The organism is Bacteroidota bacterium, from assembly GCA_037133915.1.
GTDB lineage: Bacteria > Bacteroidota > Bacteroidia > Bacteroidales > CAIWKO01 > JBAXND01.
Genome location: JBAXND010000018.1, coordinates 20,604 through 45,837, shown reverse-complemented (window position 1 = coordinate 45,837; position 25,234 = coordinate 20,604). Strand labels below are relative to the sequence as shown.

The 25,234-nt window shown below is 41.6% G+C and carries 23 protein-coding genes; 17 read left to right on the top strand and 6 right to left on the bottom strand.

What is annotated here, in order from left to right:
• Positions 1 to 89: 89 nt before the first annotated feature.
• A complete protein-coding gene (locus WCM76_08105; protein MEI6765590.1) occupies positions 90 to 860 on the bottom strand; it encodes a T9SS type A sorting domain-containing protein in 771 nt (256 codons plus the stop codon).
• A 120-nt stretch (positions 861 to 980) separates the two neighbouring features.
• On the opposite strand from WCM76_08105, the gene WCM76_08100 reads away from it, so the two are divergent.
• The 5 genes from WCM76_08100 to WCM76_08080 are packed head-to-tail and all read left to right on the top strand — an operon-like array spanning position 981 to position 3,512.
• Positions 981 to 1,250: a cupin domain-containing protein gene (locus WCM76_08100; protein MEI6765589.1), complete on the top strand. Its 270-nt coding sequence runs from the start codon at positions 981 to 983 to the stop codon at positions 1,248 to 1,250.
• Positions 1,251 to 1,277: 27 nt separating this feature from the next.
• Positions 1,278 to 2,243: a ribosome small subunit-dependent GTPase A gene (gene rsgA / locus WCM76_08095; protein MEI6765588.1), complete on the top strand. Its 966-nt coding sequence runs from the start codon at positions 1,278 to 1,280 to the stop codon at positions 2,241 to 2,243.
• Positions 2,244 to 2,257: 14 nt separating this feature from the next.
• A complete protein-coding gene (gene dtd / locus WCM76_08090) occupies positions 2,258 to 2,710 on the top strand; it encodes a D-aminoacyl-tRNA deacylase (protein MEI6765587.1) in 453 nt (150 codons plus the stop codon).
• 2 nt (positions 2,711 to 2,712) lie between these two features.
• Positions 2,713 to 3,039 carry a nucleotide pyrophosphohydrolase gene (locus WCM76_08085; protein ID MEI6765586.1) on the top strand — a complete coding sequence of 109 codons (327 nt, stop codon included), beginning with the start codon at positions 2,713 to 2,715 and terminating at the stop codon, positions 3,037 to 3,039.
• 29 nt (positions 3,040 to 3,068) lie between these two features.
• A complete protein-coding gene (locus WCM76_08080; GenBank protein MEI6765585.1) occupies positions 3,069 to 3,512 on the top strand; it encodes a hypothetical protein in 444 nt (147 codons plus the stop codon).
• Here WCM76_08080 and pyk read toward each other — a convergent pair.
• From pyk to rpiB, 4 genes are all read right to left on the bottom strand, one after another.
• Positions 3,493 to 4,917: a pyruvate kinase gene (pyk, locus tag WCM76_08075; protein MEI6765584.1), complete on the bottom strand. Its 1,425-nt coding sequence runs from the start codon at positions 4,915 to 4,917 to the stop codon at positions 3,493 to 3,495. The two genes, WCM76_08080 and pyk, sit on opposite strands and share 20 nt — an antisense overlap.
• Before the next feature lie 15 nt (positions 4,918 to 4,932).
• Positions 4,933 to 5,394, bottom strand: coding sequence for an IPExxxVDY family protein (locus tag WCM76_08070; protein MEI6765583.1), 462 nt, complete (start codon positions 5,392 to 5,394; stop codon positions 4,933 to 4,935).
• 111 nt (positions 5,395 to 5,505) lie between these two features.
• The gene (locus WCM76_08065; GenBank protein MEI6765582.1) at positions 5,506 to 6,891 is read right to left on the bottom strand and encodes a LutB/LldF family L-lactate oxidation iron-sulfur protein; all 1,386 of its coding nucleotides are present in this window, start codon (positions 6,889 to 6,891) and stop codon (positions 5,506 to 5,508) included.
• A gap of 9 nt (positions 6,892 to 6,900) precedes the next feature.
• Positions 6,901 to 7,353: a ribose 5-phosphate isomerase B gene (rpiB, locus tag WCM76_08060; protein ID MEI6765581.1), complete on the bottom strand. Its 453-nt coding sequence runs from the start codon at positions 7,351 to 7,353 to the stop codon at positions 6,901 to 6,903.
• Between the two features lie 525 nt (positions 7,354 to 7,878).
• Between rpiB and nadA the strand changes: the two genes are divergently transcribed.
• From nadA to WCM76_08040, 4 genes are all read left to right on the top strand, one after another.
• Positions 7,879 to 8,811 carry a quinolinate synthase NadA gene (gene nadA, locus WCM76_08055; GenBank protein MEI6765580.1) on the top strand — a complete coding sequence of 311 codons (933 nt, stop codon included), beginning with the start codon at positions 7,879 to 7,881 and terminating at the stop codon, positions 8,809 to 8,811.
• A gap of 5 nt (positions 8,812 to 8,816) precedes the next feature.
• On the top strand, positions 8,817 to 10,325 hold the full coding sequence (locus WCM76_08050; protein MEI6765579.1) for a hypothetical protein: 1,509 nt from the start codon (positions 8,817 to 8,819) through the stop codon (positions 10,323 to 10,325).
• 42 nt (positions 10,326 to 10,367) lie between these two features.
• Positions 10,368 to 11,120, top strand: a complete 753-nt coding sequence (locus WCM76_08045) for a response regulator (GenBank protein MEI6765578.1) — start codon at positions 10,368 to 10,370, stop codon at positions 11,118 to 11,120.
• A gap of 119 nt (positions 11,121 to 11,239) precedes the next feature.
• Positions 11,240 to 11,992, top strand: a complete 753-nt coding sequence (locus tag WCM76_08040) for a response regulator (protein ID MEI6765577.1) — start codon at positions 11,240 to 11,242, stop codon at positions 11,990 to 11,992.
• On the opposite strand, the gene rnr is transcribed toward WCM76_08040, so the two are convergent.
• Positions 11,979 to 14,159: a ribonuclease R gene (rnr, locus tag WCM76_08035; GenBank protein MEI6765576.1), complete on the bottom strand. Its 2,181-nt coding sequence runs from the start codon at positions 14,157 to 14,159 to the stop codon at positions 11,979 to 11,981. The two genes, WCM76_08040 and rnr, sit on opposite strands and share 14 nt — an antisense overlap.
• Positions 14,160 to 14,316: 157 nt before the next feature.
• Here rnr and WCM76_08030 point away from each other — a divergent pair, with 157 nt between their 5' ends.
• The 8 genes from WCM76_08030 (at position 14,317) to WCM76_07995 (ending at position 25,125) form a co-directional block, all read left to right on the top strand.
• On the top strand, positions 14,317 to 15,357 hold the full coding sequence (locus WCM76_08030; protein ID MEI6765575.1) for a tetratricopeptide repeat protein: 1,041 nt from the start codon (positions 14,317 to 14,319) through the stop codon (positions 15,355 to 15,357).
• A 49-nt stretch (positions 15,358 to 15,406) separates the two neighbouring features.
• A complete protein-coding gene (locus tag WCM76_08025; protein ID MEI6765574.1) occupies positions 15,407 to 17,131 on the top strand; it encodes a M23 family metallopeptidase in 1,725 nt (574 codons plus the stop codon).
• An 81-nt stretch (positions 17,132 to 17,212) separates the two neighbouring features.
• Complete coding sequence (locus tag WCM76_08020; protein MEI6765573.1) at positions 17,213 to 17,749, top strand: DUF4468 domain-containing protein; 537 nt, start codon at positions 17,213 to 17,215, stop codon at positions 17,747 to 17,749.
• A 13-nt stretch (positions 17,750 to 17,762) separates the two neighbouring features.
• Positions 17,763 to 18,230, top strand: coding sequence for a hypothetical protein (locus tag WCM76_08015; protein ID MEI6765572.1), 468 nt, complete (start codon positions 17,763 to 17,765; stop codon positions 18,228 to 18,230).
• Positions 18,231 to 18,324: 94 nt separating this feature from the next.
• On the top strand, positions 18,325 to 18,933 hold the full coding sequence (locus WCM76_08010; GenBank protein ID MEI6765571.1) for a sigma-70 family RNA polymerase sigma factor: 609 nt from the start codon (positions 18,325 to 18,327) through the stop codon (positions 18,931 to 18,933).
• Positions 18,926 to 20,191 carry a hypothetical protein gene (locus WCM76_08005; protein MEI6765570.1) on the top strand — a complete coding sequence of 422 codons (1,266 nt, stop codon included), beginning with the start codon at positions 18,926 to 18,928 and terminating at the stop codon, positions 20,189 to 20,191. The genes WCM76_08010 and WCM76_08005 overlap by 8 nt, the downstream gene beginning before the upstream one ends.
• 253 nt (positions 20,192 to 20,444) lie before the next feature.
• On the top strand, positions 20,445 to 22,892 hold the full coding sequence (locus WCM76_08000) for a gliding motility-associated C-terminal domain-containing protein (protein ID MEI6765569.1): 2,448 nt from the start codon (positions 20,445 to 20,447) through the stop codon (positions 22,890 to 22,892).
• A 187-nt stretch (positions 22,893 to 23,079) separates the two neighbouring features.
• Positions 23,080 to 25,125, top strand: a complete 2,046-nt coding sequence (locus tag WCM76_07995; GenBank protein MEI6765568.1) for a PKD domain-containing protein — start codon at positions 23,080 to 23,082, stop codon at positions 25,123 to 25,125.
• Positions 25,126 to 25,234 lie beyond the last annotated feature (109 nt).

Genomic DNA, 25,234 nt, shown 5'->3' with positions numbered 1-25,234 from the left:
CGGATTCAGCACGCTTCGACAATCGCTGTATTCAAAATAAAAAAGCCGCAGTTTGATACTGCGGCTTTTCTTTATTCAATCGAACTATTTTAGTTTGATTTTACCATTTTGCGTGAAATGGTATTATTACGGCTGTCGGTAAGAGTGTAAAAATACATGCCGCTGCTCAAATCCTGACCATTGAACATAAATTTGTTCTCTCCGGGGCGTGTGTTAATGGTTTCAGTGTAAACACTGTTGCCGGTCATGGTAAATACATTCAGGGTTACAGTTTCTGCATTTACAGTGTAGCAGCCTACTTCGGTAGTATTGATAAACGGATTGGGTTTGTTGGCTATAACGCCAAAACCTGTGTTACCAAGTTCTTCAACACCTGCGGCCGGAGCAACAATAAGAACCAGAGGCTTTGAATTGTCAACATAACCTGTTAACGCCTGTACCGGAGCTCCCATAACAGAAATATAAACATCGAGAATCGGATAAACCAGAATGGTTCCGGCTGAACCAACAGGAGGAGTGCCTGTTACAAGAGCACAATTCACTGCGCTTCCGGTATATTCACAGTTTGCAGGGTTGCAAGCATATGAAAGCCATGCGGGTTTTCCCTGAATGCCGGTAATGGTAACATGGTGTATGGTAACATAACCCGAATAACCGGGAACCGATGCGGTATCAGGAGCAATAATGGAAAGGGTTGTGTTCATATTAACGCCTTCCTGTCCATAGAGAGTATCAGGAGACATTTGACCGTTTCCTTCAGGATCCGTAAGACCGGAATTGGGCGTACACTGTGAGAAGGCAAGGTTTGAATAGAAGAAAAAGCCAAGAATGATTAAAAGGCCGGGTAACACTTTTTTCATGATTGTATAAGTTTGGTTTATAATTTCTAACTTTGATACAAAATTACAAAATTCTTGATTACATTCACTTTTTTATTATAATTACTTAATAAACAGCACTAACCTGAAATATTTAACCATATGAGCACCGTCATCATTGAGCGATTATCAGAAGATGAAATTAAAAAAAGAGAAATACGTACCTGGCCTATCTGGGAAAAAGAAATTTCTACATTCGACTGGTTCTACGACGGGCAGGAACAATGCCTCTTCATTAAAGGCGAAGTAGAAATAGAAACCACTGACGGTAATTTTAAAATTACTGCCGGTGATTTTGTTACCTTTCAGCCCGGACTTAAATGTATCTGGCACGTACTGAAGCCCGTGAGAAAACACTACAATTTTGATTAAGTATTTTACATTTCTGATACCATCCAAATGACTGAACCCGTGCAGTGCGAACGAACAGAAGGGCTTGTTATAAAAACAACGGGGCAGCTGTATTTTGTGATGCAGAAGAATGGCGCCATTCGCGAATGTATTCTCAAAGGTATTTTCCGCATCAGGGGTCACAAAGCCACCAACCCGGTAATAGTGGGCGATAATGTGGATTTTGAATTTATGGGAGACAATAAAACCGGCACCATAACCCGCATTCATGAGCGCAAAAATTACATAATCCGCAAGGCAACCAACCTGTCGAAACTCACACACATCATAGCGGCGAATATCGACAGGGCATACTTAATAGTAACATTGGCGCAACCAAGAACATCAACAGGATTTATCGATCGCTTTTTGGTAACAGCCGAAGCTTATCATATTCCGGCGACGATTGTTTTCAATAAAACGGATATTTACAGGGAAGAGCAGTTGCAGCATCTGGCAAACCTCTGTGCACTGTACGAAAAAATAGGCTATCCGTGCATTTGTACTTCGGCACATACCGGTGACAATATTCCCGAACTTCGAAAAATGATGGAGGGAAAAGTTAACTTATTCTCAGGACATTCGGGTGTAGGCAAATCAGCCATTATCAATGCGCTTGAGCCATCGTTGAAGATAAAAACGGGGCAGATATCCGATTATCACCTCAAAGGAAAACATACAACCACTTTTGCCGAAATGCATCCACTACCCGGTGGCGGCTTTATAATAGACACGCCGGGTATCAAGGAATTCGGACTGATTGATTTCAGAAAAAATGACCTCACCCATTTTTTTCCTGAATTTTTTAATTTGCTCAATGAATGTAAATTTTATAATTGTACCCACATCAATGAACCCGAATGCGCCGTTAAAAAGGCGCTTGACGAAGGCCGCGTAAGCCTGTCGCGCTATCAGAATTACCTTAATATTTTTTATGGTCGCGATGTAGAAGAAAAAGAATGGGACCTGAGATAATAAACTATTAACGCATGAGGGCAGTTATACAAAGGGTTTCAGAAGCATCAGTAATTATTGATAACGATGAAAAACGCAGTATTGGTTGGGGAATGCTTGTATTGCTGGGCATTGAAGAAGCCGACACCGAAGAGGACACAGAATGGCTGTGCGGGAAAATCACTAGACTCAGGATATTCAATGATGAGCAGGGCGTGATGAACCTTTCAGTTCAGGATATTAAGGGCGAATTGCTTGTAATCAGCCAGTTCACACTGTTTGCAAGTACAAAGAAGGGAAACCGTCCGTCGTATATTAAGGCTGCAATTCCCGAAAAAGCCATTCCGCTTTATAAGCAATTCATAAGTAAATTGAAATCAGAAAGTGGATTGCCTGTAATTACGGGTGAATTCGGGGCATACATGCAGGTGGCACTTATCAACGACGGGCCCGTTACCATAACAATAGATTCTAAAAACAGAGAATGACGATGACATTAGAACAGGCTCAAGGCCTCGTAGACCAATGGATAAGGGCAAACGGCGTACGATACTTCAATGAACTCACCAACATGGCATTGCTGACAGAAGAAGTCGGCGAGGTAGCTCGTATCATTGCCCGATGTTACGGTGAGCAATCATCGAAAGAACAAGATAAAAAAGCAGATCTTGCTGATGAGCTGGCAGATGTGATGTTTGTGCTGATTTGCCTTGCAAATCAAACAGGTATTGATTTAACAGAGGCTTTCAATAAGAACCTTGAAAAGAAGACAATTCGTGATTCACAGCGCCACAAGGATAACCCTAAACTCAGATAATTTTTTATAATCACAAAAAAATAACGCTTATGTCTGAATTTGATGAATGGTTCAACCAGAATAAGGATAAGGCCGTAAATAAAATTGAAGAGTACTACACACTTCTGAAAGAAAAATACGGACAGCTCACCGACAAGGCAGCAAAAGCTAAATTTGAAGATCATCTGGCTTCGGATTTCAACGAAGATATTTTTGTGAAGGCCTTGCTGGAAAAGGATATAGAAATGACCTTTGCCGGAAAAAAGTCCGTCCGTTCATTTCTTGATAATTACGAAAAATCGGAATGGGTGAGTGGTTTTGAGTGCTTCCGCTTTGTGATTCATCACACCAATCAGGGCGACCTGATGGAGTTTAAAATAAATTTCTCGCGTTACACTACCGTTAATTTATTCCGGTTGAATAACGTTATTCGTCACGACATCGATAAAAATGATGCAGAAGGTAATATGAAAATTAAACCTGGCTTAACTTGATTGTATTGGTCATACCGAGCTCTTGTATGGGCATGCTCATCACGTTTACAATGCGGTCGCCTTTCTTAACGATACCATGTTTTTTAAGATATTCTTTCAGGTCTGCAACTGTATGATCAGTGCTGTAGAATTTGTCATAATAATAGCCTCTTACGCCCCATGCAAGGTTGAGTAAACGCAGTAAATGCAGGTTGGATGTAAATATAAAAATGCCTGCTTTCGGACGGTGACTTGCCAGTCTGAATGCGCTGTAACCCGTGTGTGTCATCGCAATTATCGCAGTTGCATCGGTATGTTTGGCAAGGGTGCAGGCATTATAAATAACCGAATCGGAAATGAAGCGGCCGCTTTTAACATCTTTCGGTTCAAAGTGTTTGTAATAAATTGATTCGCGATTTGCCTCAATATTAAGAATGATTTTGTGCATGGTGCCCACAACTTCGGCAGGGAATTTCCCGACCGACGTTTCGGCGCTGAGCATCAGTGCATCGGCTCCGTCGAGCAATGAATTGGCTACATCATTTACTTCGGCCCGGGTTGGACTTATGTTTGTAATCATACTTTCCATCATCTGTGTAGCAATGATAACGGGCTTTCCGGCACTAAGGCATTTGCGCACAATTTCTTTTTGTATCAGCGGCACCTGCTCCAAAGGCACTTCTACGCCCAGATCGCCACGCGCTACCATAATAGCATCGGCTTCTTCAATAATGCCATCAATTTCTTTCAGCGCTTCGGGTTTTTCAATTTTTGCAATGATGCGAATCTGCTGCTCCATTTTATATTTGGCCAGCTCCTTTTTCAGTGCTTTTATATCAGCTCTCGAGCGCACAAATGAAAGTGCAACCCATTGAATATCCTGAGTTACAATGTATTTAATGTCTGCAAGGTCTTTTGCTGTAAGTGAGGGTAGTGAAATCCTCGTATCGGGCAGGTTTACGCCTTTGTGCGAAGTAAGCAATCCGCCATGAAGCACTTTGGTTTTTACTTCACTTTTCTTATTTGTGGAAACCACCTGCAGCATAAGTTTCCCGTCGTCAAGCAATATTTTTTCACCGGGTTTAACATCGGCTGCAAAATGCTGATACGAAATATAAACTGTATTGACCGCTTTCTTTTTTATGTCTGTAGTAAAAATAAGTTCCTGCCCGTCTTTGAGCATCAAACCCGCATCCGGCAGTGTGCCGACACGAATTTTAGGACCCTGAAGATCGGCTATAACAGCAATATTTTCTTTTGTCTGGGCAGCAAGACTGCTTATATTTTTAAGAATTTTTGTATACTGATCATATGATCCATGCGAAAAGTTAATGCGGCAAACATCCATGCCGCGGCGTATCATTTCGTGCAGTACTTCTTTACCGGCCGATGCCGGACCAATACTTGCAATTATTTTAGCTCTCATGATTATTATTACTTTCTATTTTTTTGAGGACGCGTGTGGTATAAGGTGCAGCTCCATTTCTTCCAGAAGGCTTGCGGCATCTTTGATTTGAGTCAAGTCCAGAAGGTAGGCCGTAAGTACATTCGGCAAGTCCTTAAGTTTTGATACCATTTTTTCAGCAAAGGGTTTGCCCGGACAATCGTGCAGAAATAAAATGTAGTCAACCTGCCCTATATTGCTGAACAAAACATCGGCACCGCAATTGTTTTTCACAAGGTAATACGACAATTCTAAAAAATCGTCTTCATGTACAAACATCGGAAAACCTTGCTCACACTTACGCGCCTTGAATATTTTCAGATTTTCAATCCTTCTGAAACTAAAAGCCAGTTGCTGGTTGATGCTCCACGATAACTTATAATCTTTGATGTGCGAGCATACTGCGATAGCGTGATAACTATCACAAAGGTCGCTTGTGAGCTGAAGTCGGGTTTTCATTGGCTGCTATTTTCTGAATGACCTTTTATGCTGCTGCACGTCATCATATCCCGGTTCTCGCAATTATTCCGATAAGGAATTTGAGTACGTGCAGTTGTAGAATACTGTTTATCACGAACTCAGACCTTTGGATTCTTTCCATATCCTGTTGAATGATTTTGGTTTCACTTCGGGTATTTCCCTGCGCTGTCCCCAGGGCGTTTTAAAGAACATCCCTATCATTCTGTTTTTCATCTTAGGACCAAATTTGTCAATCATCCAGCGATGCGTCATTACCGTCTTCCAGCCATAAACAACTACTTTTTCGGCGGTTGTGCTGTATCCAAGTTTTACGGCATCTCTGCGATTGTAAAGCAGTAATTTATGCAATGGTATATTCATCGGGCAAACCTCGGTACACTTACCACACAATGATGAAGCAAAACTGAGATGTTTATAATTCGCAAAACCTTTAAGATGCGGTGTAATCACGGCGCCGATAGGACCGCTGTAAACTGTTCCATAGGCATGTCCGCCAATGTTTCTGTAAATAGGACAGCCGTTTAAGCAGGCGCCGCAACGAATACACGCAAGGGCAATTTTCTGATCCTTTGCTTTAAGTAATTCAGTACGGCCGTTATCAAGCAATACAACATACATTTCTTCGGGACCGTCTGTTTCGCCTTCCTGGCGGGGTCCGGAGATGATTGAATTATATACCGTAACATTCTGGCCGGTGCCGTGTGTCGAGAGTAATGGCCAGAATAATGCAAGATCTTTTACTGACGGTAGTATTTTTTCAATGCCGCCAATAGCAATATGAATCTTAGGAAATGACGTTGACATCAGAGCGTTTCCTTCATTCTCTGTAAGACAAACAGAACCGGTATCTGCAATCAGAAAATTGGCACCGCTGATTCCCGCATCAGCCGTAACAAATTCCTGACGTAATTTTTCACGAACCCAGGCGGTAATATATTCCGGTGAACTTCCCGGAGGCGTTCCGAATTTATTATTGAATAATTCGGCAATATCTTCTTTTGATTTGTGCATTACCGGAGTAATGATATGATAAGGCTTTTCGCCCGCTACCTGCACAATATACTCACCCAAATCTGTTTCAATGGATGTTATGTTTTCTTTATGAAGCTCTTCATTGAATTCAAGTTCTTCGGTGGTCATGGATTTTGACTTCACAATTTTCTTCACACCGGCATTTTTCAGCACTTTAGAAATCTCATGAATGGCTTCATGTGCGTCCACAGCCCAGATTATTTTCCCGCCTTTGGCAGTAAAATTTGCTTCAAATTCTTTCAGATAATGTTCCAGTTCATTGACAACGCGGCACTTTATATTTGCTGCACGACGCTTTGCCAGTTCTAAGTTAGAATACTGAAGTTTTCCTTTAGGAACTGAGATATTATACCGGCCTATATTGAATTTTATTGTCTTCCGGTGTTTCAGGTCAAACGCTTTTTCTTCTGCTTTTTTCTGGAATTCCTTTGATTGTTCGCTCATCTTATAAAATTATACAATTACAGCGCTTATTTTTTCTACTCTTATTTTATGGCGACCCGCTTCAAAAGCTGTTGTCATGAATACATCCATGATTGTGAAAGCCTTACGCTGGCTAACAAAGCGTGCGGGTATTGAAATAATATTGGCATCATTATGAAGTCGTGCATACTTGGCAATTTCAGGGCTCCAGCAAACGGCCGCTCTAACGTTGATGTACTTATTGGCAACCATAGCCACACCATTACCGCTTCCGCAAATAATTATTGCTTTGTGAATCTTTCCATCATTCACGGCTTTTGCCAGTGGATGAATAATATCGGGGTAATCAACACTCAGTTTTGAATTAGCTCCAAAATCCTGTACAGTATATCCGAATTTTTTTAATTTACTTTTCAGTTTTTCTTTCAGTTCGTAACCTGCATGGTCGCATCCAATCCCTACAACAATATCAAAATCTTCCATTTGTTAATAAAATTAAAAAAACATAAAAAAATTATAATTGAATTTCAATAATTTAGCTGTTTATATAAATTGTAATAAACTGTATTATAAATAGTTCACATCTTATAAACAATTGAACTTAAAAAATTATTTTCCTTGTTAATTCTTTTTTCATTTTCGGTCTAACCCGGATTTTCATTGTTTTTATCCTTGTTTTTCAACATAAACCACGACATAAAAGTAGCAATAATTTATCAATACTCACAAAATCTTCCCTTGTGTTCATTAATGTTAATAAAGTTTCAAACGTTTAATAAACAAGCTTCGATAAAATAAAAAATGTTAGTTTTATGTTAGTAAAGTTTCAATAATTATAAATACAATTTTTTGAAATTAATTTTATCAACAATACTAACAGGAGTTATTAATAACGATAAAGATTTTTAAATAATAACTATTAACTAATAAAAACTTTTCGCACAATTCTTCAGGCTTGTTTAGTGTTGCTTTAGTTGTACTTTTGTTTTCCTGAAAAGATTATTCACAATGAACATGATCAACGAAATATTAAGGCTGAAAAAAGAGAAGAACGTTGTTATACTTGCACATTACTACCAAACAGCCGATATACAGGATATTGCCGACTTTGTTGATGACAGCCTCGGGCTATCGGAAAAAGCCAGTAATACCAAAGCCGATATTATTTTGTTTGCCGGCGTAAAATTTATGGCCGAGACAGCTAAAATTTTAAATCCGTCAAAAAAAGTGTTACTGCCCGACATGAACGCCAGCTGCTCACTTGCCGATTCGTGCCAACCTGCTGATTTTAAAAAATTCATTGACAAACACCCCGGTTGCGTAGTCGTTTCATATATAAACTGCTCTGCCGAAGTAAAAACTCTTTCGGATATAATTTGCACTTCGGGCAACGCGGTTGATATCGTTAACAGCATTCCCGAAAGTAAACAGATAATTTTTGCTCCCGATAAAAATCTCGGTAATTATATCAACAATATCACGGGGCGGAATATGATTCTTTGGGAAGGAAGTTGCAAAGTTCATGATACGCTGAATCTTCAGGCTATCGTTGATTTAAAAATGGCGCATCCTGATGCCAAATTAATAGCTCATCCCGAATGCCGGCAAATAATTCTTGAAATGGCTGATTTTATTGGATCTACAGCCAAGCTTATACAATTCACACAAACAGACAGCAGCAAAAAATTTATTGTTGCAACCGAAACCGGAGTGCTGCATCAAATGAAAAAATCATCGCCGGGAAAAGAATTTATGGTGGTTCCGGCCGATAAAAACTGTGCTTGCAACGATTGTGAATTTATGAAAATGATTACGGTTGAAAAAATTTACAATTGCCTGCTCACGGAACAGCCCGAAATATTGCTTGATGAAGCCGTGATGGAAAAAGCAAGGGAACCAATCATGAAAATGCTGAAACTTTCGGCAGAAAGGAAAAAATAATCATGATGAAACGAAATCTATTGATTCTTGCATTTCTTTTTGCAGGTATTAATATGTATGCTCAGGATACGGTTGTATCAAACGGCCATGCGGTGTTTTATTACCCTAATAAAAATATTGCCAGCGAAGGTTTCATGTACCGGGGAAAACCTGATGGTTATTGGAAAACATATTACCAGTCGGGCATCCTTAAATCGGAAGGCAACAGAAAAAATTTCCTGCTCGACAGTCTGTGGCGTTTCTATTCCGATTCGGGAAAAGTGGTGCTCGAAATTAATTATTCGGCAGGATTAAAAAATGGTATCAGACGCACCTTTCAGAAGCAACAGATTATTGAAGAAAATTTTATAAACGACGTAAAACAGGGATTCACATTTTATTATTATCCCGATAAAAAAATTAAAAGCAAGGTCAATTTTATTGATGGTCGCGAAGAAGGAACAGGCCGTGAATACGATCATGACGGTAATGTAATAACGCTGATTGATTACAAACACGGATACAATGTAGGAAGCGAAAATATCAATCGCTACCGCGATGGTCTTAAACATGGACCATGGAAAGAATTTTACTACGATGAAATTCTTAAATCGGAAGGTAACTGGTCGTACGGAAAAAAAGACGGCTATTTTAAAGAATACGGTAAAGACGGTAATTTGTTAAGCATACGGAAATACCTGAATGACGTTGAAATTACCGATGCTCCCGAACTTGCAAGCCTACAGGTAAAAACAGATTATTATAAAAACGGAAAACCAAAGATTGTTGCCAGTTATAAAGACGGCATTCCCGAAGGTGTGCGCAGAGAATACGCACAGGATGGACAGATTTTGAAATCCTATATTTTTAAAAATGGTGTAATTGTGGGCGAAGGCATTGTTGATGAGCAAGGACTGAAACAGGGCAAATGGAAAGAGTTTTACGACAGCGGTGAGCAGATGTCGGCCGGCACTTACAAAGATGGAAAAAAGCAAGGGGAGTGGCTCTACTATTTTAAGGATGGAAAACAGGAACAAAAAGGAACCTATAATGCTGCGGGCAAAATTGATGGCATATGGCGCTGGTACTTTGAATCGGGCAATCTGCGCAAAGAGGAAGCGTTTTCAGACGGACTTCCCGACGGTCCCATGAAAGAGCTTTCCGACTCGGGAAGCATAATAATTTCCGGAAATTTTGTAGATGGAGAAGAAGACGGAGAATGGATATACAAAGTGGGCGACGATACTGAAAATGGTTCCTATGTTAACGGAAAAAGGGACGGCTTGTGGAAGCAATACAGCTCCGGTATTTTATATTTTGATGGCAGTTATGTCGACGGCAATGCAAATGGCGACCATATCTGGTATTATGAGAATGGCAAAATAAGAGAAAAGGGAAGTTTTGTAATGGGTAAAAAAGAAGGAAACTGGTCGGTTTTTAATGAAGATGGAACAAAATTGATTACGATAACTTTTGAAGACGGAGTTGAAAAAACTATCGACGGAAGTAAAATTGATAACGATATTGAAAAGTAATTCCTTATATTTGTAGAAGTAGAAAATTAAAACACACCACCCATGTCAAAAGCAAAAATTTTGGTCGTTGAAGACGAATCAATCGTTTCCGAATATATTCTTGCCTGTTTGGGAAGTTCGGGATATCAAACAGTGGGCGTGATAACATCCGGTGAAGCAGCCATAGAGGAATTCGCTGAGTTAGACCCGGATCTGATTCTTATGGATATCAGGCTTAACGGACCCATGAGCGGAACCGAAGCGGCAAGGCTAATACGAAATAATTCAGATGTGCCCATTATTTTTCTTACCGCTTACGCGGATAAGACCACGATAGAAATGGCCAAAGAATCTGAACCATACGGCTATCTCGTCAAACCATTCTACGAAAAAGAACTGCATACCACCATTGAGATGGCGCTTCATAAACACCAGAAGTACATGCAGCTTAAAAAAGAAAAAGAGCTCTATCAATCCATTGCCGAAATAAAACCCTCTAAAGACAGCGTTTTTGTTAGAACAGACAGTGGTTTGAAAAGGATACGTTTTGACGAAATATACTACGTGGAGGCACTCAAAGACTATATCAATATTTTCACGGCAGATGCCAATTTTACAGCGCATACCACCATGAAAGAAATTCTGAGCATTCTTCCTGAAAAAGATTTTATCCGGGTTCATAAATCCTTTATCGCCCGCCTCGATAAAATAGTTACAATCAAGTATACCGAAATTGAAGTCGACGGTATGTCAAGGATTGTGCCAATAGGTAGTGTTTATCGAAAAGATTTATATAATCGTCTAAATAGAGTATAAAAATACTTAGTTATCTTGATGTTATAAGATTTATTTTTTTTGGTCACATTCGTAATGAATTTGTTTTTTTCCTATTTTTGTACGAAAGTTAAACAAAAAAATAAATAAATCCTACAAAAATGACTAAGAAAAAAATCCTTATTGTCGAGGATGAAGTTCTCGTATCAAAGGACATTAAATCGTGCCTGGTAAATGCAGGCTTTGAAATTGTGGATGTTGTTTCTTCCGGCGAAGAAGCTATAGAAACCGCCGAATTGCACGAACCCGACATTATTCTGATGGACATTAAGCTCAAAGGGAAATTGTCGGGCGTGGAAGCCGCAAATCTCATCCGCGATAAAATGGATATCCCCATTATTTTCCTGACAGGTTTCGCCGATCACCAAACCATTGACCGTGCTAAATACACTGAACCTTATGGTTATGTGATAAAACCCTTTAATGAAGCCGAACTTCAAACTACCGTTGAAATGGCCTTGTACAAGCACGAAAAGGACGTTCAGGTTAAAAAAGAAAGAGACCTCTACCATTCTGTCATAGAGAGTAAATCATCGAATGACAGCATCTTTATCAGAGCCGATTACAGGCTTAATAAAGTGAAATTCGAAGACATTTATTACGTGGAAGCGCTGAAAGATTATATTGTCATCAATACCAAAGAAAATATATATACGACGCACGCTTCAATGAAAGACATGGAATATATTCTTCCGGCCAAAGATTTTGTCAGAGTACATCGTTCGTATATAGTGCGCCTCGACAAAATTTATTCAATAAAATATCCCGACCTGGTTATTGAAGGGCGCATGAAAGTGCTTCCGGTTGGCAACCAGTACAAAAAGGAGCTGTTCGACAAGCTTAACCTGATATAGTTTTTGCAGGGAACACAAAGTCGATTTGCTTGCGCGACAGGTCAACACGCTTCACCTGAATTTTCACGTTATCGCCCAGGCGGTAGCGTTTTCTGGAGTATTGCCCAACGGCAACATAATTGTCTTCGTCAAAGTGATACACGTCATCTGTAAGGTCGCGAATAGAAATCATGCCCTCACATTTGCTGTCTGATATTTCTGCGTAAATACCCCATTTGCTGATGCCCGTAATACGGCCCTCGAAAACCTGCCCGAGCTTATCTGAAAGATATTCTGCCTGCTTAAACTTCACCGACATACGTTCGGCTTCAGTGGCGCGACGCTCCATATCCGACGAATGGTCGCATAAATCTTCATACGTTTTTTTATCAGCCGAAGGCTTTCCGGCAAGATAACGCGCTAATAAGCGATGCACCATTAAATCGGGGTATCGGCGTATAGGCGACGTAAAATGTGTGTAATGCGCGAACGCCAGTCCGTAATGTCCGATATTTTGTGTTGAATACACTGCCTTTTGCATGGTGCGTAAGGCAAGCGAATTAATCAGGTTTTCTTCGCCCTTGCCTTTTATTGAAGTAAAAAGCGAATTGAACGATTTTGCCAGCGATTTTGTTGTTCCCGAATTTATGGAATAACCGAGCTTGGCAACGAAAGCGCTGAATATCGATAATTTTTCGGGGTTGGGTTTATCATGGATACGATATACAAATGTTTTTGGTCCCGATTTGCCTTTCAATCCCGAAACATATTCGGCTACGCGACGGTTGGCAAGCAGCATAAAATCTTCAATAAGTTTGTTCGAATCTTTATACTGTTTAATATAAACACCAATAGGCTTGCCCTTTTCATCAAGTCTGAATTTCACTTCTTCTGTTTCAAATGCAATACTTCCCTTGCGGAATCGCGCCTCCCGGAGTTTTAATGCCAGGCTCTGAAGAATGCCGATTTCCTTCGAATATTGCCCCGTTCCTGACTGAATCAGTTCCTGCGCTTCGTCATAATTAAATCGTCGGTTAGATTTGATAACGGTGCGGCCAAACCACTGCTCAACAATATCTGCCTGCTCATTCATTTCAAACACTGCCGAAAAACATAGTTTTTCTTCGTCGGGCCGGAGCGAGCAAACAAAGTTTGAAAGTAATTCGGGAAGCATCGGCACCACGCGGTCAACAAGATACACCGAAGTGCCCCGCTTTGAAGCTTCTTCATCAATGATTCCGCCTTCTTCAATATAATGCGAAACATCGGCAATATGAACACCTACTTCAAAGTTGCCGTTTTCAAGAGTTTTTAACGAGAGTGCATCATCAAAATCCTTGGCATCTTCGGGGTCAATGGTTATTGTAAAAACATCCCTGAAGTCGCGGCGCTTGCTTATTTCTTCTGCAGTAATAGTTACAGGTATTTTATCGGCTTCTTTTGCAACAATCTGAGGAAACGACAAGGGAAAACCAAATTCGGCAAGTATGGAATTCATTTCCACTTCGTGCTCGCCGGGACGCCCTAAAACGGTAATAATTTCACCAAACGGGTTCTTCGAACGTTCGGGCCAGTCTGTAATGCGTGCAATGGCCTTATCGCCGTCTTTGGCGCCCAGAATCCGCTCAAGGGGTATATAAATATCAACCGGCATGGACGAGTGGTCGGGAATTAAGTAAGCGAAGTGTTTGCTTAACTGCATCACTCCGACAAATTCTTCTTTAGCGCGCTGCAAAATTTCAACGACCTGTCCTTCGGTCTTTCGGCCCGGCCTCCGCGGAAACAGCAGCACCTTGACCTTATCTCCGTTAAGGGCATGTCCGGTGCCGTTTGCGGCAATAAAAATATCTTCGCCCGGCTCGTCCGTAATAATGTAAGCCTTACCGGTTTGTTTCATATCAACAATACCTGTCACGTAGTTTTTCTTAGGAGCCAGCGAGGCAAATTTCTCAAAATTCAATTTGTATTTACCGCGCTTCACCTCATTGATACTGCCTTTTTTCAGCATTATCGGAAGCTGCTTTCTCACCAGTTCTTTAGCGGCACTGTCGGTAATGCCCAATGCATGGCATGCCTGTTTATGGTTATATGCCAGGTTCGGGTGCTTTTTAAATAATCCAAGTACTAGCTCACCTATATCAATGGGCTTGCCCGATTTGGCCGATGCTGCTTTTTTTTCGGTTGCCATGAACGTTGTTTTTGTCAGTTCCAAATGTACGGCATTTTGCGATAATATGGTTTTTCAGTTCACTTTGAAATGCCTCATAAACCTGTTGATAATTTCATGATTCGGGCTGCGGCACGCCTTGCGATTAAGAATAATTTTGGATAAAATTACAGAACGGATGAGAAGATTAGTTTTCTTTTTGATTTTAGCGGTGGCATTGAGTTCATCAAAGGCACAGGGATATGATGCCATGTATAAAGACATGCAGAAATCGCTTGTTTCGATAAACGGAAGTCAGGTGATAGGTTATGGCTTTTTCGTTGAGAAAAATCTTGTTGTGGCAAGTTACACCGAGGTTTCGGCTTATACGTATGCTACTATTTCATTTTTACAGCACGAAAAAACCTACACAGTAAATGGCTATGTTGCAGCCGATCCTGAAAATGACCTTGTTCTTCTTGAGGTGGTTTGCGACAGCGGGGCTGCGCTTAAGTTTTCGGCCGACACCGCCCTTGCCGGAATGAAAATACTTTTTGTAGATCCCGAACCGAGCGCCATCAGCAAAATCATGGAAAGTACCGTTGAAGCCGTTAAGGATTACGGGCTTAAAAAAGTTATCAAGGCCAAGGGCGGCGTTTTGCTGCAGAATGCAGGGATGCCGGCACTCAATCAGCGGGGCGAAGTTCTGGGCATGTCAATTAAATCGCCCATGAATGAAATGGATATCAATTATGCAGCACCGGAGGCCGCTATCCGCAAGCTGATATTGCAGAAAAGCACACTGAAAAAACTGGAAATGCTGAAGCCCACATTCGATCATATTGGTAATCAGAATCAAGCTGCAGGTACTGAGAAGAATCAGGAGGTTGTTGAACTTCTGGATCAGGGAAATGCACGGTTAGGGCAAAAAGATTATAAAGCCGCCGTTGATAAATTTTCACAAGCACTGCGCATCAGTCCTAATGATGCCGATGCTTACGTTTTCAGGGGACAGGCAAAATACCTGCAAATGGAGTACAAAGATGCAATCGCGGATTTCAACAAGGCCATTGATATACAGCCTGATTATGCTGAAGCATTTGATTTACGAGGTATTGCAAAAGCCGAACTCGGCGATAAAGCCGGCGCCTGCGAAGACTGGCAGAAATCATTTGAACTGGGATTTAATCCGGCGTTCAAACTACTGAAAGAGTTTTGCGATGTTGAAAAAATGAAATAAATTTTCAGCACCTCCGTTGTTATCTCATAAAGCCCTTAGACTTGCAGATGTGAATAATCCGCGAACCCTATTTGTTGTTACAATTTTTAGTTCCGTTTTATTCTTTTTCGCCGTAAGGCTAATGGGGCAAACGCCTGCATTGCGTTCTCCGCTCGATATTCCGCTGTCCGTTGTAGGTACATTTGGCGAATTGCGTCCCGACCATTTTCATACAGGTATTGATTTTACTACAAAAGGCGAATCGGGCAAAAATATTTACGCCGTTGCCGATGGCTATGTTTCACGAATTAAAATTTCTGCAACAGGCTATGGACGGGCTATTTATATCAATCATCCCGGAGGGTTCACTTCTGTTTATGGGCATCTGGAGGCATTTAATGTGCTGGTAGATGATTATATCCGCAGGAAGCAGTATGAGAAAAAATCGTTTGAAATTGATTTTTCGCCCGACGAGGCTCTATTTCCGGTGCACAAAGGAGATATCATCGGATATTCAGGAAATTCAGGCGCGTCAGAAGGGCCTCACCTGCATTTTGAAATTCGAAACAGTCGTACCGAGCATCCTGAAAATCCTATGTTATTTGGTATTGGCGCTGCCGACAACATCGGTCCGCAAATTGAAAAGATAAGATTATATCCCTTGCGGAATAATAGTCGGGTGGAAGGCAAGGCCGCCATTATGGATGTTGAAATAATTAAAAAGGACTCGCTTTTTATCCCTAAAGAGAAAGATACTCTTGTTGTTTCCGGAAGTTTTTATCTTGGTCTGCTTGCCGAAGATCCGCAAAACGGATCGGCCGAAACAGGGCTTTACAGTGTGCGCATTTTTGCTGACGGAGGTTGTTTTTATGCATGGAGCATGGATTCACTCGACTTTGCTCAGGGGCGTTTTGTCAACACATTTATTGATTACGCGGAATATAAAAAAACGGGAAACCGATTTATTACAACCCTGATTCAGCCGGGAAACAGGCTGCCGATTTATTCAACCAATAAGTCAGACGGCATTTTATCTTTTGGCGATACTCTTATTCATGCCATCACCGTTGTTGCGGCTGATTTTGCCGGAAACAAATCTGCACTTCGGTTTTATATTAAAAGTTCGAATGCTTCTAAAGCTGAAGAAAAGATTGCTGAAAGCACCAACAAAAAAGTCTATTATTACGGGATGAGCAATAAGTACGAAGGCGTTGATATCATTGTTGAGATTCCGCCTAACGCCCTTTATGATTCCGTATTGTTTAATTGTGATCAGAAGAAAGCGCTTCCGGGAGCATTCTCAAAAACATACGCCGTACTTGATAAATTTACACCGGTTCATTCATACATCAACATAAGCATAAAGCCCGACAAAGAGGTGGCTCCACAATATCGCGATAAGCTCGTCATGGTATATAGCGACGGTCCTGCAAGGTTAGCCGTAAAAGGATTGTGGGAGAACGGATTTTATACGGCACGCGTGCGCCGTTTTGGCGATTACTCCCTGCTTGCTGATACTATACCTCCCAAACTGAAAGCACTCAATTTTACCGAGAATAAAAATGTTTCAGGGCAAACGGATTTGAAAGTAAAAATTTCAGATGAACTTTCAGGAATATCGAGCTACAACGCCTACCTTAACGGGCAATGGATATTAATGGAATACGATGCCAAAAACGATTTGCTTACGTATAAAATTGATGAAAAGGCAACGACAGGGAAAAATGAATTTTTACTTGATGTTACGGATGTCTGTGGCAATAAATCCACGCTGAAGATAGGGCTTCGGTTTTAGAATTTTGTATTTTTGAATAACGATTGGCAGAAATTTTGATTATTGAGGTACCTTTGCCAACCTATGATAAATCTGATGAATATGAAAAAATGGATCGCAATACCGGCAGCAGCAGTAATGTTATTTACCGCTAAATGTGCTGTTTCGCAAAACCTTCCGATTGATTCTTCTACCAAACTGATCACCTATAAAGAAGTCGTGAAACAGGATGGAGAGCCGGGAAAAACGTATAATCTTGCTATTTCCTGGATAAACTCTTTCTATGATAATCCATCGGAAGCTACCCGCTTAAGAGATCAGGTTAATAATAAAATTGAAATCCACCACCGTTTCAAGGTGTATAACAAGGATAATAAAGGCGTAAAAACCGATGCGGCCGTAATTGATTATGTAATGTTTCTGGAATTCAAAGAAAACAGATACCGATACTCCATTTCCAACTTCAATGTATTGCGGGTTTCAAAATTCCCGCTTGAGCGCTGGATGAATAAAACCGACCCTCAATACACACCGGTATGCGATGATTATCTGAAACAGGTTGATGAAACCATCAACGGAATTATCAAGAGTTTGAAAGAAGGTCTTAAACCCAAAGTTGTTAAAGAAGATAACTGGTAGAATTTTATAGAAAATGAAAAAAATCCCCGCATTATTTTCCCTGATTATACTATTGGCTGTTTGCATAAAAGCTGATGCACAAGGCACTTTGCAGTTCAGCCAGGTAATCATTGTCGGTTCTACCCTGCAAACAGTTCCATCGGGCAAGGTATGGAAAGCTGAGGCTATTTTCGGCGAACAGATCAATGCCTGCATGCCGGTCGATTGCTTCGCCAGCTCGTATTATGCCAAGGGTATCGCCACCGGAATGTATGTCAACGGTATGCTCATCCCTTCGAGCATCCGCGGATATAAGTCATCACACACTCTTTATACCGACAATATTTGCACCAGCTCTGCCGGTGGCGGTTATGATTTAACCTGTGCCAATAAAGCGCCCGACCCAAACATACTCCCGATGTGGCTGCCTGCAGGCACTACACTCAAGTCGCTTGGAACTACTTCGTTTATTTCGGTGGTCGAATTCAATGTTATACCGTAATTACGCTTTTATTATTCATAGCAGCCCGCAATAAGTATTATTCTTCACGTTTGTTTATATTTGTAAACTAATGCAGATATAGCCGCCGGGCACAATGGCATTCCTAAAATTCATACATAAAAAACCTGCTGATAATTTTCGGAATCTTCCGGACGAGGAACTTATTGCCCGATATAAAACAGAAGAAAATAATGAACTGGTAGGTGAATTATACAACAGGTATATACATTTGGTAACCGGTCTTTGCTATAAATATCTTAAGAATGAAGAAGATTGCCGCGACGCCGTGATGCAGGTTTTCGAAGGATTGTTTACATCGCTCAAACAGCACGAAGTGGCAAATTTTAAAAGTTGGATATACAGCGTTTCAAAAAATTACTGCCTGGCGGTATTGCGCAAGAAACAGGGAATTTACATGCTTGATACCGATACTGCCGAAAAATTTATAGGCGAATTTGTGGAATTTGCAGATGAGGTGACTCTGAATAGCGCATTTAAAAATCCGGATACCAGCGAACGACTTATGGAGGCAATGAATAAACTGAACCACGACCAGCGCACTTGTATTGAATTATTTTACCTTCAGGATAAATCATACAAAGATGTTGTTGAAATGACCAGTTATAGCATGCTTCAGGTAAAAAGTTTTATTCAGAACGGCAAACGCAATCTGAAAATAATCATGAGCAATAACCATGAATAAACAGACAAATAACCGGCTTTTTTCTGTTAATGGCTGCCTTTCACAGGAAGCCCTGCTGCTCTATGTTAATGGACGGTTGCCGGATACCGAAAAACTCGCCGTGGAAGAGCACATTACACATTGCTTGCTCTGTTCCGACGCAATAGAAGGTTTTGCTGAAATGAAGAATCCGGATGCCGCCGAATTGATGATTAACAACCTGCGTTCCGATGTGTTGTCTTCCGTATCAAAAAAAAACATAAAAATCGGTGGTAATTATAGGCGACGTTCATTTATTACATGGAGTGCTGCCGCTGCAATTGCTGCTGCGATATTCATTTCCTGGTTCTCGCTTACGCGAATCAAAGAATCCAAAGAAGACACGGCAATATCAGAGAACCTGAAGAAAAGCCGTGATTCTGAAATCCCCCAGAGCGGTCCTGCCGCAGCAGATTCGATAGTGACGGCTTTTGAAAAATCCGCTCCGGATAAAAGTACAATCACCGACATCAGACAGCAGGAAGACATTTCTAAAAGTGGCAAAGGTGGGTATGTTGCTCCTGATTACCGAAATTATGGATGGGCGGACGATTCACTGGCGATTTCAGAAAATCTGCGCGAAGATGACAAAGACGGTGACAAGTTGAAAGACAAATTGGTGGTGTCCGGAGAAGATCAGCAAAATATCATCGTTCAGGGCGGCATAGCAAAGGAAGAAGAGAAGAAAACTGAAACCAAAAATGTTGAACCGGGAGGGACTACGGCAACCACCACTACAGATGAAGAATTGGAGCAGAACTACAAATTTGATTATGGAATAGCCTCAGGAAAAAAGAAACAGAGGGACGTGTTGCCTGAGCGAAGCATCAATGGAAATGAACCTATAGATGGCACAGAAGCGACTGGCGGTTCAGGCACCGGCGGCGATCAGCTTTTTGCTGAAGCAATGGCACTTTACAATACAGGCGATTTTAGCGGCGCCATTATCAAATATGAAGCATTGCTGCAACAAAATAAAAACTACGACGCAGCTCGTTATTATTGTGCACTTTCATACTATAACAGCGGAAACGGCGCAAAAGCACTTTCATATCTGGATAAACTTTGCAAGGAAAAAACGTCCTCATTTTTTGAGCTCGCTCAATGGCAAAAGGCCCTAATTCTTATCGCGCAGGGCGAACTTAAACACGCCCGAAATCTGTTGAATGATATTGTTGCCGCGAATGGAACTTTCAGCTCTCATGCTAAAGCAAAACTGATCGAAATCGAAGAAAAATAGTTAATTAATTTCCTTTTCCGGACGCCGCCAGCTCCTTACATGCTTCACTTCGTTTGACCAAAAGCACATATTCTCATTTATTTATATATTCAAAAAGGCAACCTTTTCAGGGAAATTTCGTCTTATATACACTATCAAACATTTAATTATTATTAAATAATGCCTATCAATCTGAATTTTTTGATTTTCTGATATTAAGCATTAAATTTGTTCGTTCATTCCGGGGGGAAAGTTTTAACCAAAAAATGCATCAATGACACAAAAAATACTCCTTCGTCTATTTTACACTACAATTATTTTCATTTTTTTTACGGTACAGTCGGTGGTTGCCCAGCCCGGTTGTCCTGCCGTAAATGCCGGTCCTGACCAGAACTTGGGCTGCAATGCCGGGTGTGCACATCTTGATGCCACTTATATTGCAACAGGAACGACTACAAACTATACGTGTACTTCTATTCCTTATACACCTCCGTATCCCTACAATACGGGCACACCTATTCTTGTAAATATTGATGATGTTTGGAGTAATGCCATTCCGCTTCCTTTTAATTTTTGCTATTATGGAACAAATTATAATCAGATAGTGGTTGGCTCCAACGGCTGCATAACATTTGATATGTCAAATGCCGGCGGCTATTGTCCCTGGTCTTATACGGCAACTTGTCCTTCTTCCAGTCTTATCCTGAATTGTATTTTTGGACCCTATCAGGATATCAATCCTGCCCTTGGCGGAAGTATGTATTATGCCATTCTTGGAACATGGCCATGCCGCACTTTTGTTGTGAATTATTATCAGATTCCGGAATTTTCATGTACCACACTTATCAATACCAATCAGATTGTTCTTTACGAAAGCACTAACGTGATTGAAGTCTATATGCAAAATAAGCCTCTCTGTTCTACCTGGAACAGCGGCAATGCACTGGTGGGTATTCAGAACGCAACAGGGACCGTTGGCTGTGTCGCCCCGGGAAGAAATACATCGCAATGGTCGGCAACCAATGAAGCCTGGCGCTTTACTCCTACCGGAACACCAAATGTTACCATCGAATGGCTTGACCAAAATCTTTCATCTATCGGCACTACCGATACACTCACTGTTTGCCCTACCGCCAACACAACATACACCGCCGTTGCAACTTATACTAATTGCAATGGAAATGTAATTACGGTTACCGATCAGGTAACGATTAATGTTGCCGGCGGTTTTTCAATGACGGCCAACCCTGCCGACACTGCGATTTGTATCGGAGAAAGTGTTACGCTGAACGGTACCGGCAATCCCGCATGGAACTATTCATGGGCACCTTCAACAGGGCTTTCAACAACAACAGGACAAACAACGGTTGCAACGCCTGCCACAACAACTGTGTATACCGTTACTGCCATTGATCCGGTTAATAATTGTACGGCTTCTCAAACAGCCACCGTAAATGTGAATCCATTGCCCATTATCAGCTTTAATCCTGCCAACCCCGGGATTTGCTACGGGCAGTCGATACAGGTTACGGCTTCGGGTGCCGACACCTATGGATGGGCGCCTCCGGCAGGACTTTCAGCCGTTGTTGGTCCAACAGTTACTGCCGGACCAACAACCACTACTACATACACCGTTACTGCAACCGACAGCAACCAGTGTACAAACACAAATAGTGTGACAGTGAATGTGGCGCCTTTACCGAATGTGGTTATCAACGCTTCAAAACCTGAAATTTGCCGTGGCGACACCGTGTTGTTGACTTGCTGGGCCAATGGAAATATTGTATGGACTCCTCCAACTGGACTTTCAACTACTACCGGAAGTACAGTTGTTGCTTCGCCGCTGAGCACAGTACATTATACCGTTACGGTTGATAATGGCGGCTGCATGGGTACCGATGATTTTAACCTTGTAGTGAATCCATTGCCCTCAATTGATTTTAATGCCGATAAAACCGAAGGCTGTGAGCCGTTGATAGTTCATTTTTCTGATAATACAACGCCCGCTGTACTGAGCTGGAACTGGAATTTTGGTCAGCCTCCGGGTTCAAATACCACGTCGCATCTGCAAAATCCTATTCATGCGTTTCCATTCGCAGGCAAGTACGACATTACACTGTCAGTTATTTCGGTTGATGGCTGTTATATCAGCCAGACATTACCTCAGTACATTACCGTTTATCCAACGCCTGTGGCTGAGTTTACATCTGTACCAACAGTGATTTCTATCCTTGACTCTACGGTTTGGTTTTCCGATCAGTCGGTGGGCGCAAGTAAATGGCAGTGGGATTTTGGCGACTATTATATGGATGGAAATGCATCCGATATTCCCAGCCCGATACATACTTATTCCGACACGGGAACATTTCTGGTTACGCAGATTGTTACTTCTGAATTTGGCTGTACCGATACTGCTATGAAAAACATCCTTGTGGAACCCAATATCGCTCTTTTTGTTCCCAATGCTTTTACGCCGAATCACGACGGGCGTAACGACAAATTCTTTGTGTTAGGCGATGGTATCATGGAGTCCGATTTTAAGTTGCGCATATTTGACCGCTTGGGCCGCCTGGTGTTTTTCACTCCTAACCTGCATGCCTCATGGGATGGTTTTGTAGATGGTGAAAAAGCGATGGAAGGTGTTTATACGTGGGTAATTTATTATATGGATGTGAAGTATAATATGCATAAAATTAAAGGTTTTGTAACCTTGATTTACTAAATGTGTATTAACGCTCAAGTCTTCTAGGCGATCCAATCTGAGATCGCCTTTTTTCGCAGGTCGTATTTTGAAAATTTTCGTCACGAAACAACCTTTAGAGTAAAACGCCTGTCTTTAATTCCTTGAAAATGCGGAAATTCACTTTTCGTTTTTTTCAGGGCATAAAAAAAACAAAAAAATTAAAACGATGAAAAAAGTATTTTTAATACTGGCTACTGCCATTGTATTCGGTTATCTGCCATCCTTTTCGCAAAATAATCTTTGTGTTCAGAGCAGTCCTTTTTGTACCGGAACTACGTATAATTTTGCCGCCGGTGTAAATGCCGGCACTGCCGAAGTGGGCGCAAATTATGGCTGTTTGTTTTCGCAGCCGAATCCTGCCTGGTACTATATGCAGGTAGGAATCAGCGGCACTATTGAAATTCAGATGCAGAGTACTCCTCAGGTTGACATTGACTTTTGCTGCTGGGGACCTTTCTCAAATCAAACCACTCCCTGCGTTGCTCAGCTGACTGCGGGAACTGCGCCTACACACTCATCTCCGGGACCCTCCCCCGATTATCCTTCACAGAATATGGTTGACTGCAGTTACAGTATTAACCCAATTGAATATTGTTATATTCCGAATGCCGTTACCGGAACGTATTATATTCTATTGATTACTAATTATTCGAATTTACCCTGTAATATTATTTTTAGTCAGACGGGTGGTACGGGAACAACAAATTGTGGTATACTGGCACCACCCATAAACGGCGATACCGTGTGCCTGGGCGAAACAATCCACCTGAGTGTGAATAATCCCGTACCGGGCGCCGGGTACAGCTGGACCGGCCCGAATGGTTTCACTTCAACAGCAATGAACCCTTCAATTCCGAACGCCACAGCGGCCATGTCGGGCACTTATTCGCTTACCATAACAATTGGTACGCAAGTCAGTCCGGCTGTTACTGCTGTTGTAATAGTCAATCCCAATCCTGCAATTAGTGTATCACCGGTTACTGCAGCAATATGTGTTGGTACCGCTGTTGATTTAACCGGTTCCGGAGCATCCAATTATGTTTGGACGCCTGCGGCATCACTTTCGTCGCCAACGGGAACAACCGTCGCTGCCTCGCCAACGGCGACAACCACCTATTCAGTAATTGGTACGGATACCAACGGATGCACCGGTTCGGCAAATATTACCGTTACTGCGACATACGGACCTGTTATAACTGTTACGGCAAACCCTGACCATATCTGTGCCGGCGATAGCAGTCTACTGAAGGTTAATGGAAATGCCCAGAGTTATTCATGGTCTCCGGCAGCAACTTTAACGAATCCGTCAGGACAGTCAACAACCGCATTTCCTTTGGTCACAACTTCATATAGCATAGTGGCGGCAAATGGCGGATGCAACAGTACCGCCGAGGTTACTCTTATAGTTAATCCCGTGCCGGCTATTGATTTCTCTGCCGATAAAATAGAAGGCTGCGAACCGCTTATCGTCAACTTCTTTGATAATACAACCCCCGCTATAGATAACTGGGTGTGGGATTTTGGTACTGATGCTGCGTCAAACAATATATCTTATCTGCAGAATCCCGAACATGCATTTTTGTTTGCCGGTACGTTTGATATCTCATTAACGGCGACTTCAACAAATGGATGTAAAACCACCTTCATCAAGCCCGAAATGATACACGTTTTCCCGATTCCCGTGGCCGAATTTACCTCAGTGCCAACTGTTATCTCAGTACTCGATTCTACGGTTTGGTTTTCCGACCGGTCTTTTGGTGCCAGCGTCTGGCAATGGGATTTTGGCGATTATTATCTGGATGGAAATACTTCCGACATTCCCAACCCAATGCATAAGTATTCCGATACCGGTACTTACGTAGTTACCGAGATTGTTACTTCTGAATTTGGCTGTACCGATACTGCCACAAGAAATATAATTGTCACACCCAATAGCGCACTTTTTGTTCCCAATGCATTTACGCCCAATCACGATGGGCTGAACGACCGGTTTTTTGTGTCAGGCGATGGCATTATGGAATCCGATTTTAATTTGCGCATTTTTGACCGATGGGGTCGTCTTGTGTTTTTTACTCCCGACCTGCATGCCGCCTGGGATGGCTTAATAGCCGGCGAAAAAGCCAGGGAAGGCGTCTACACCTGGCTGATTTATTATATGGATGTGAAGTATAATATGCATAAAATTAAAGGCTTTGTAACCTTGATATATTAAAAAAGGGTATTCTGAAGATAATGCATGGGTCGGGAAACCGACATTTTTCATGTGTATGACCCTTCATACAATGAACATGAAAAAATTACGTTAAGTTTAATATCATTGC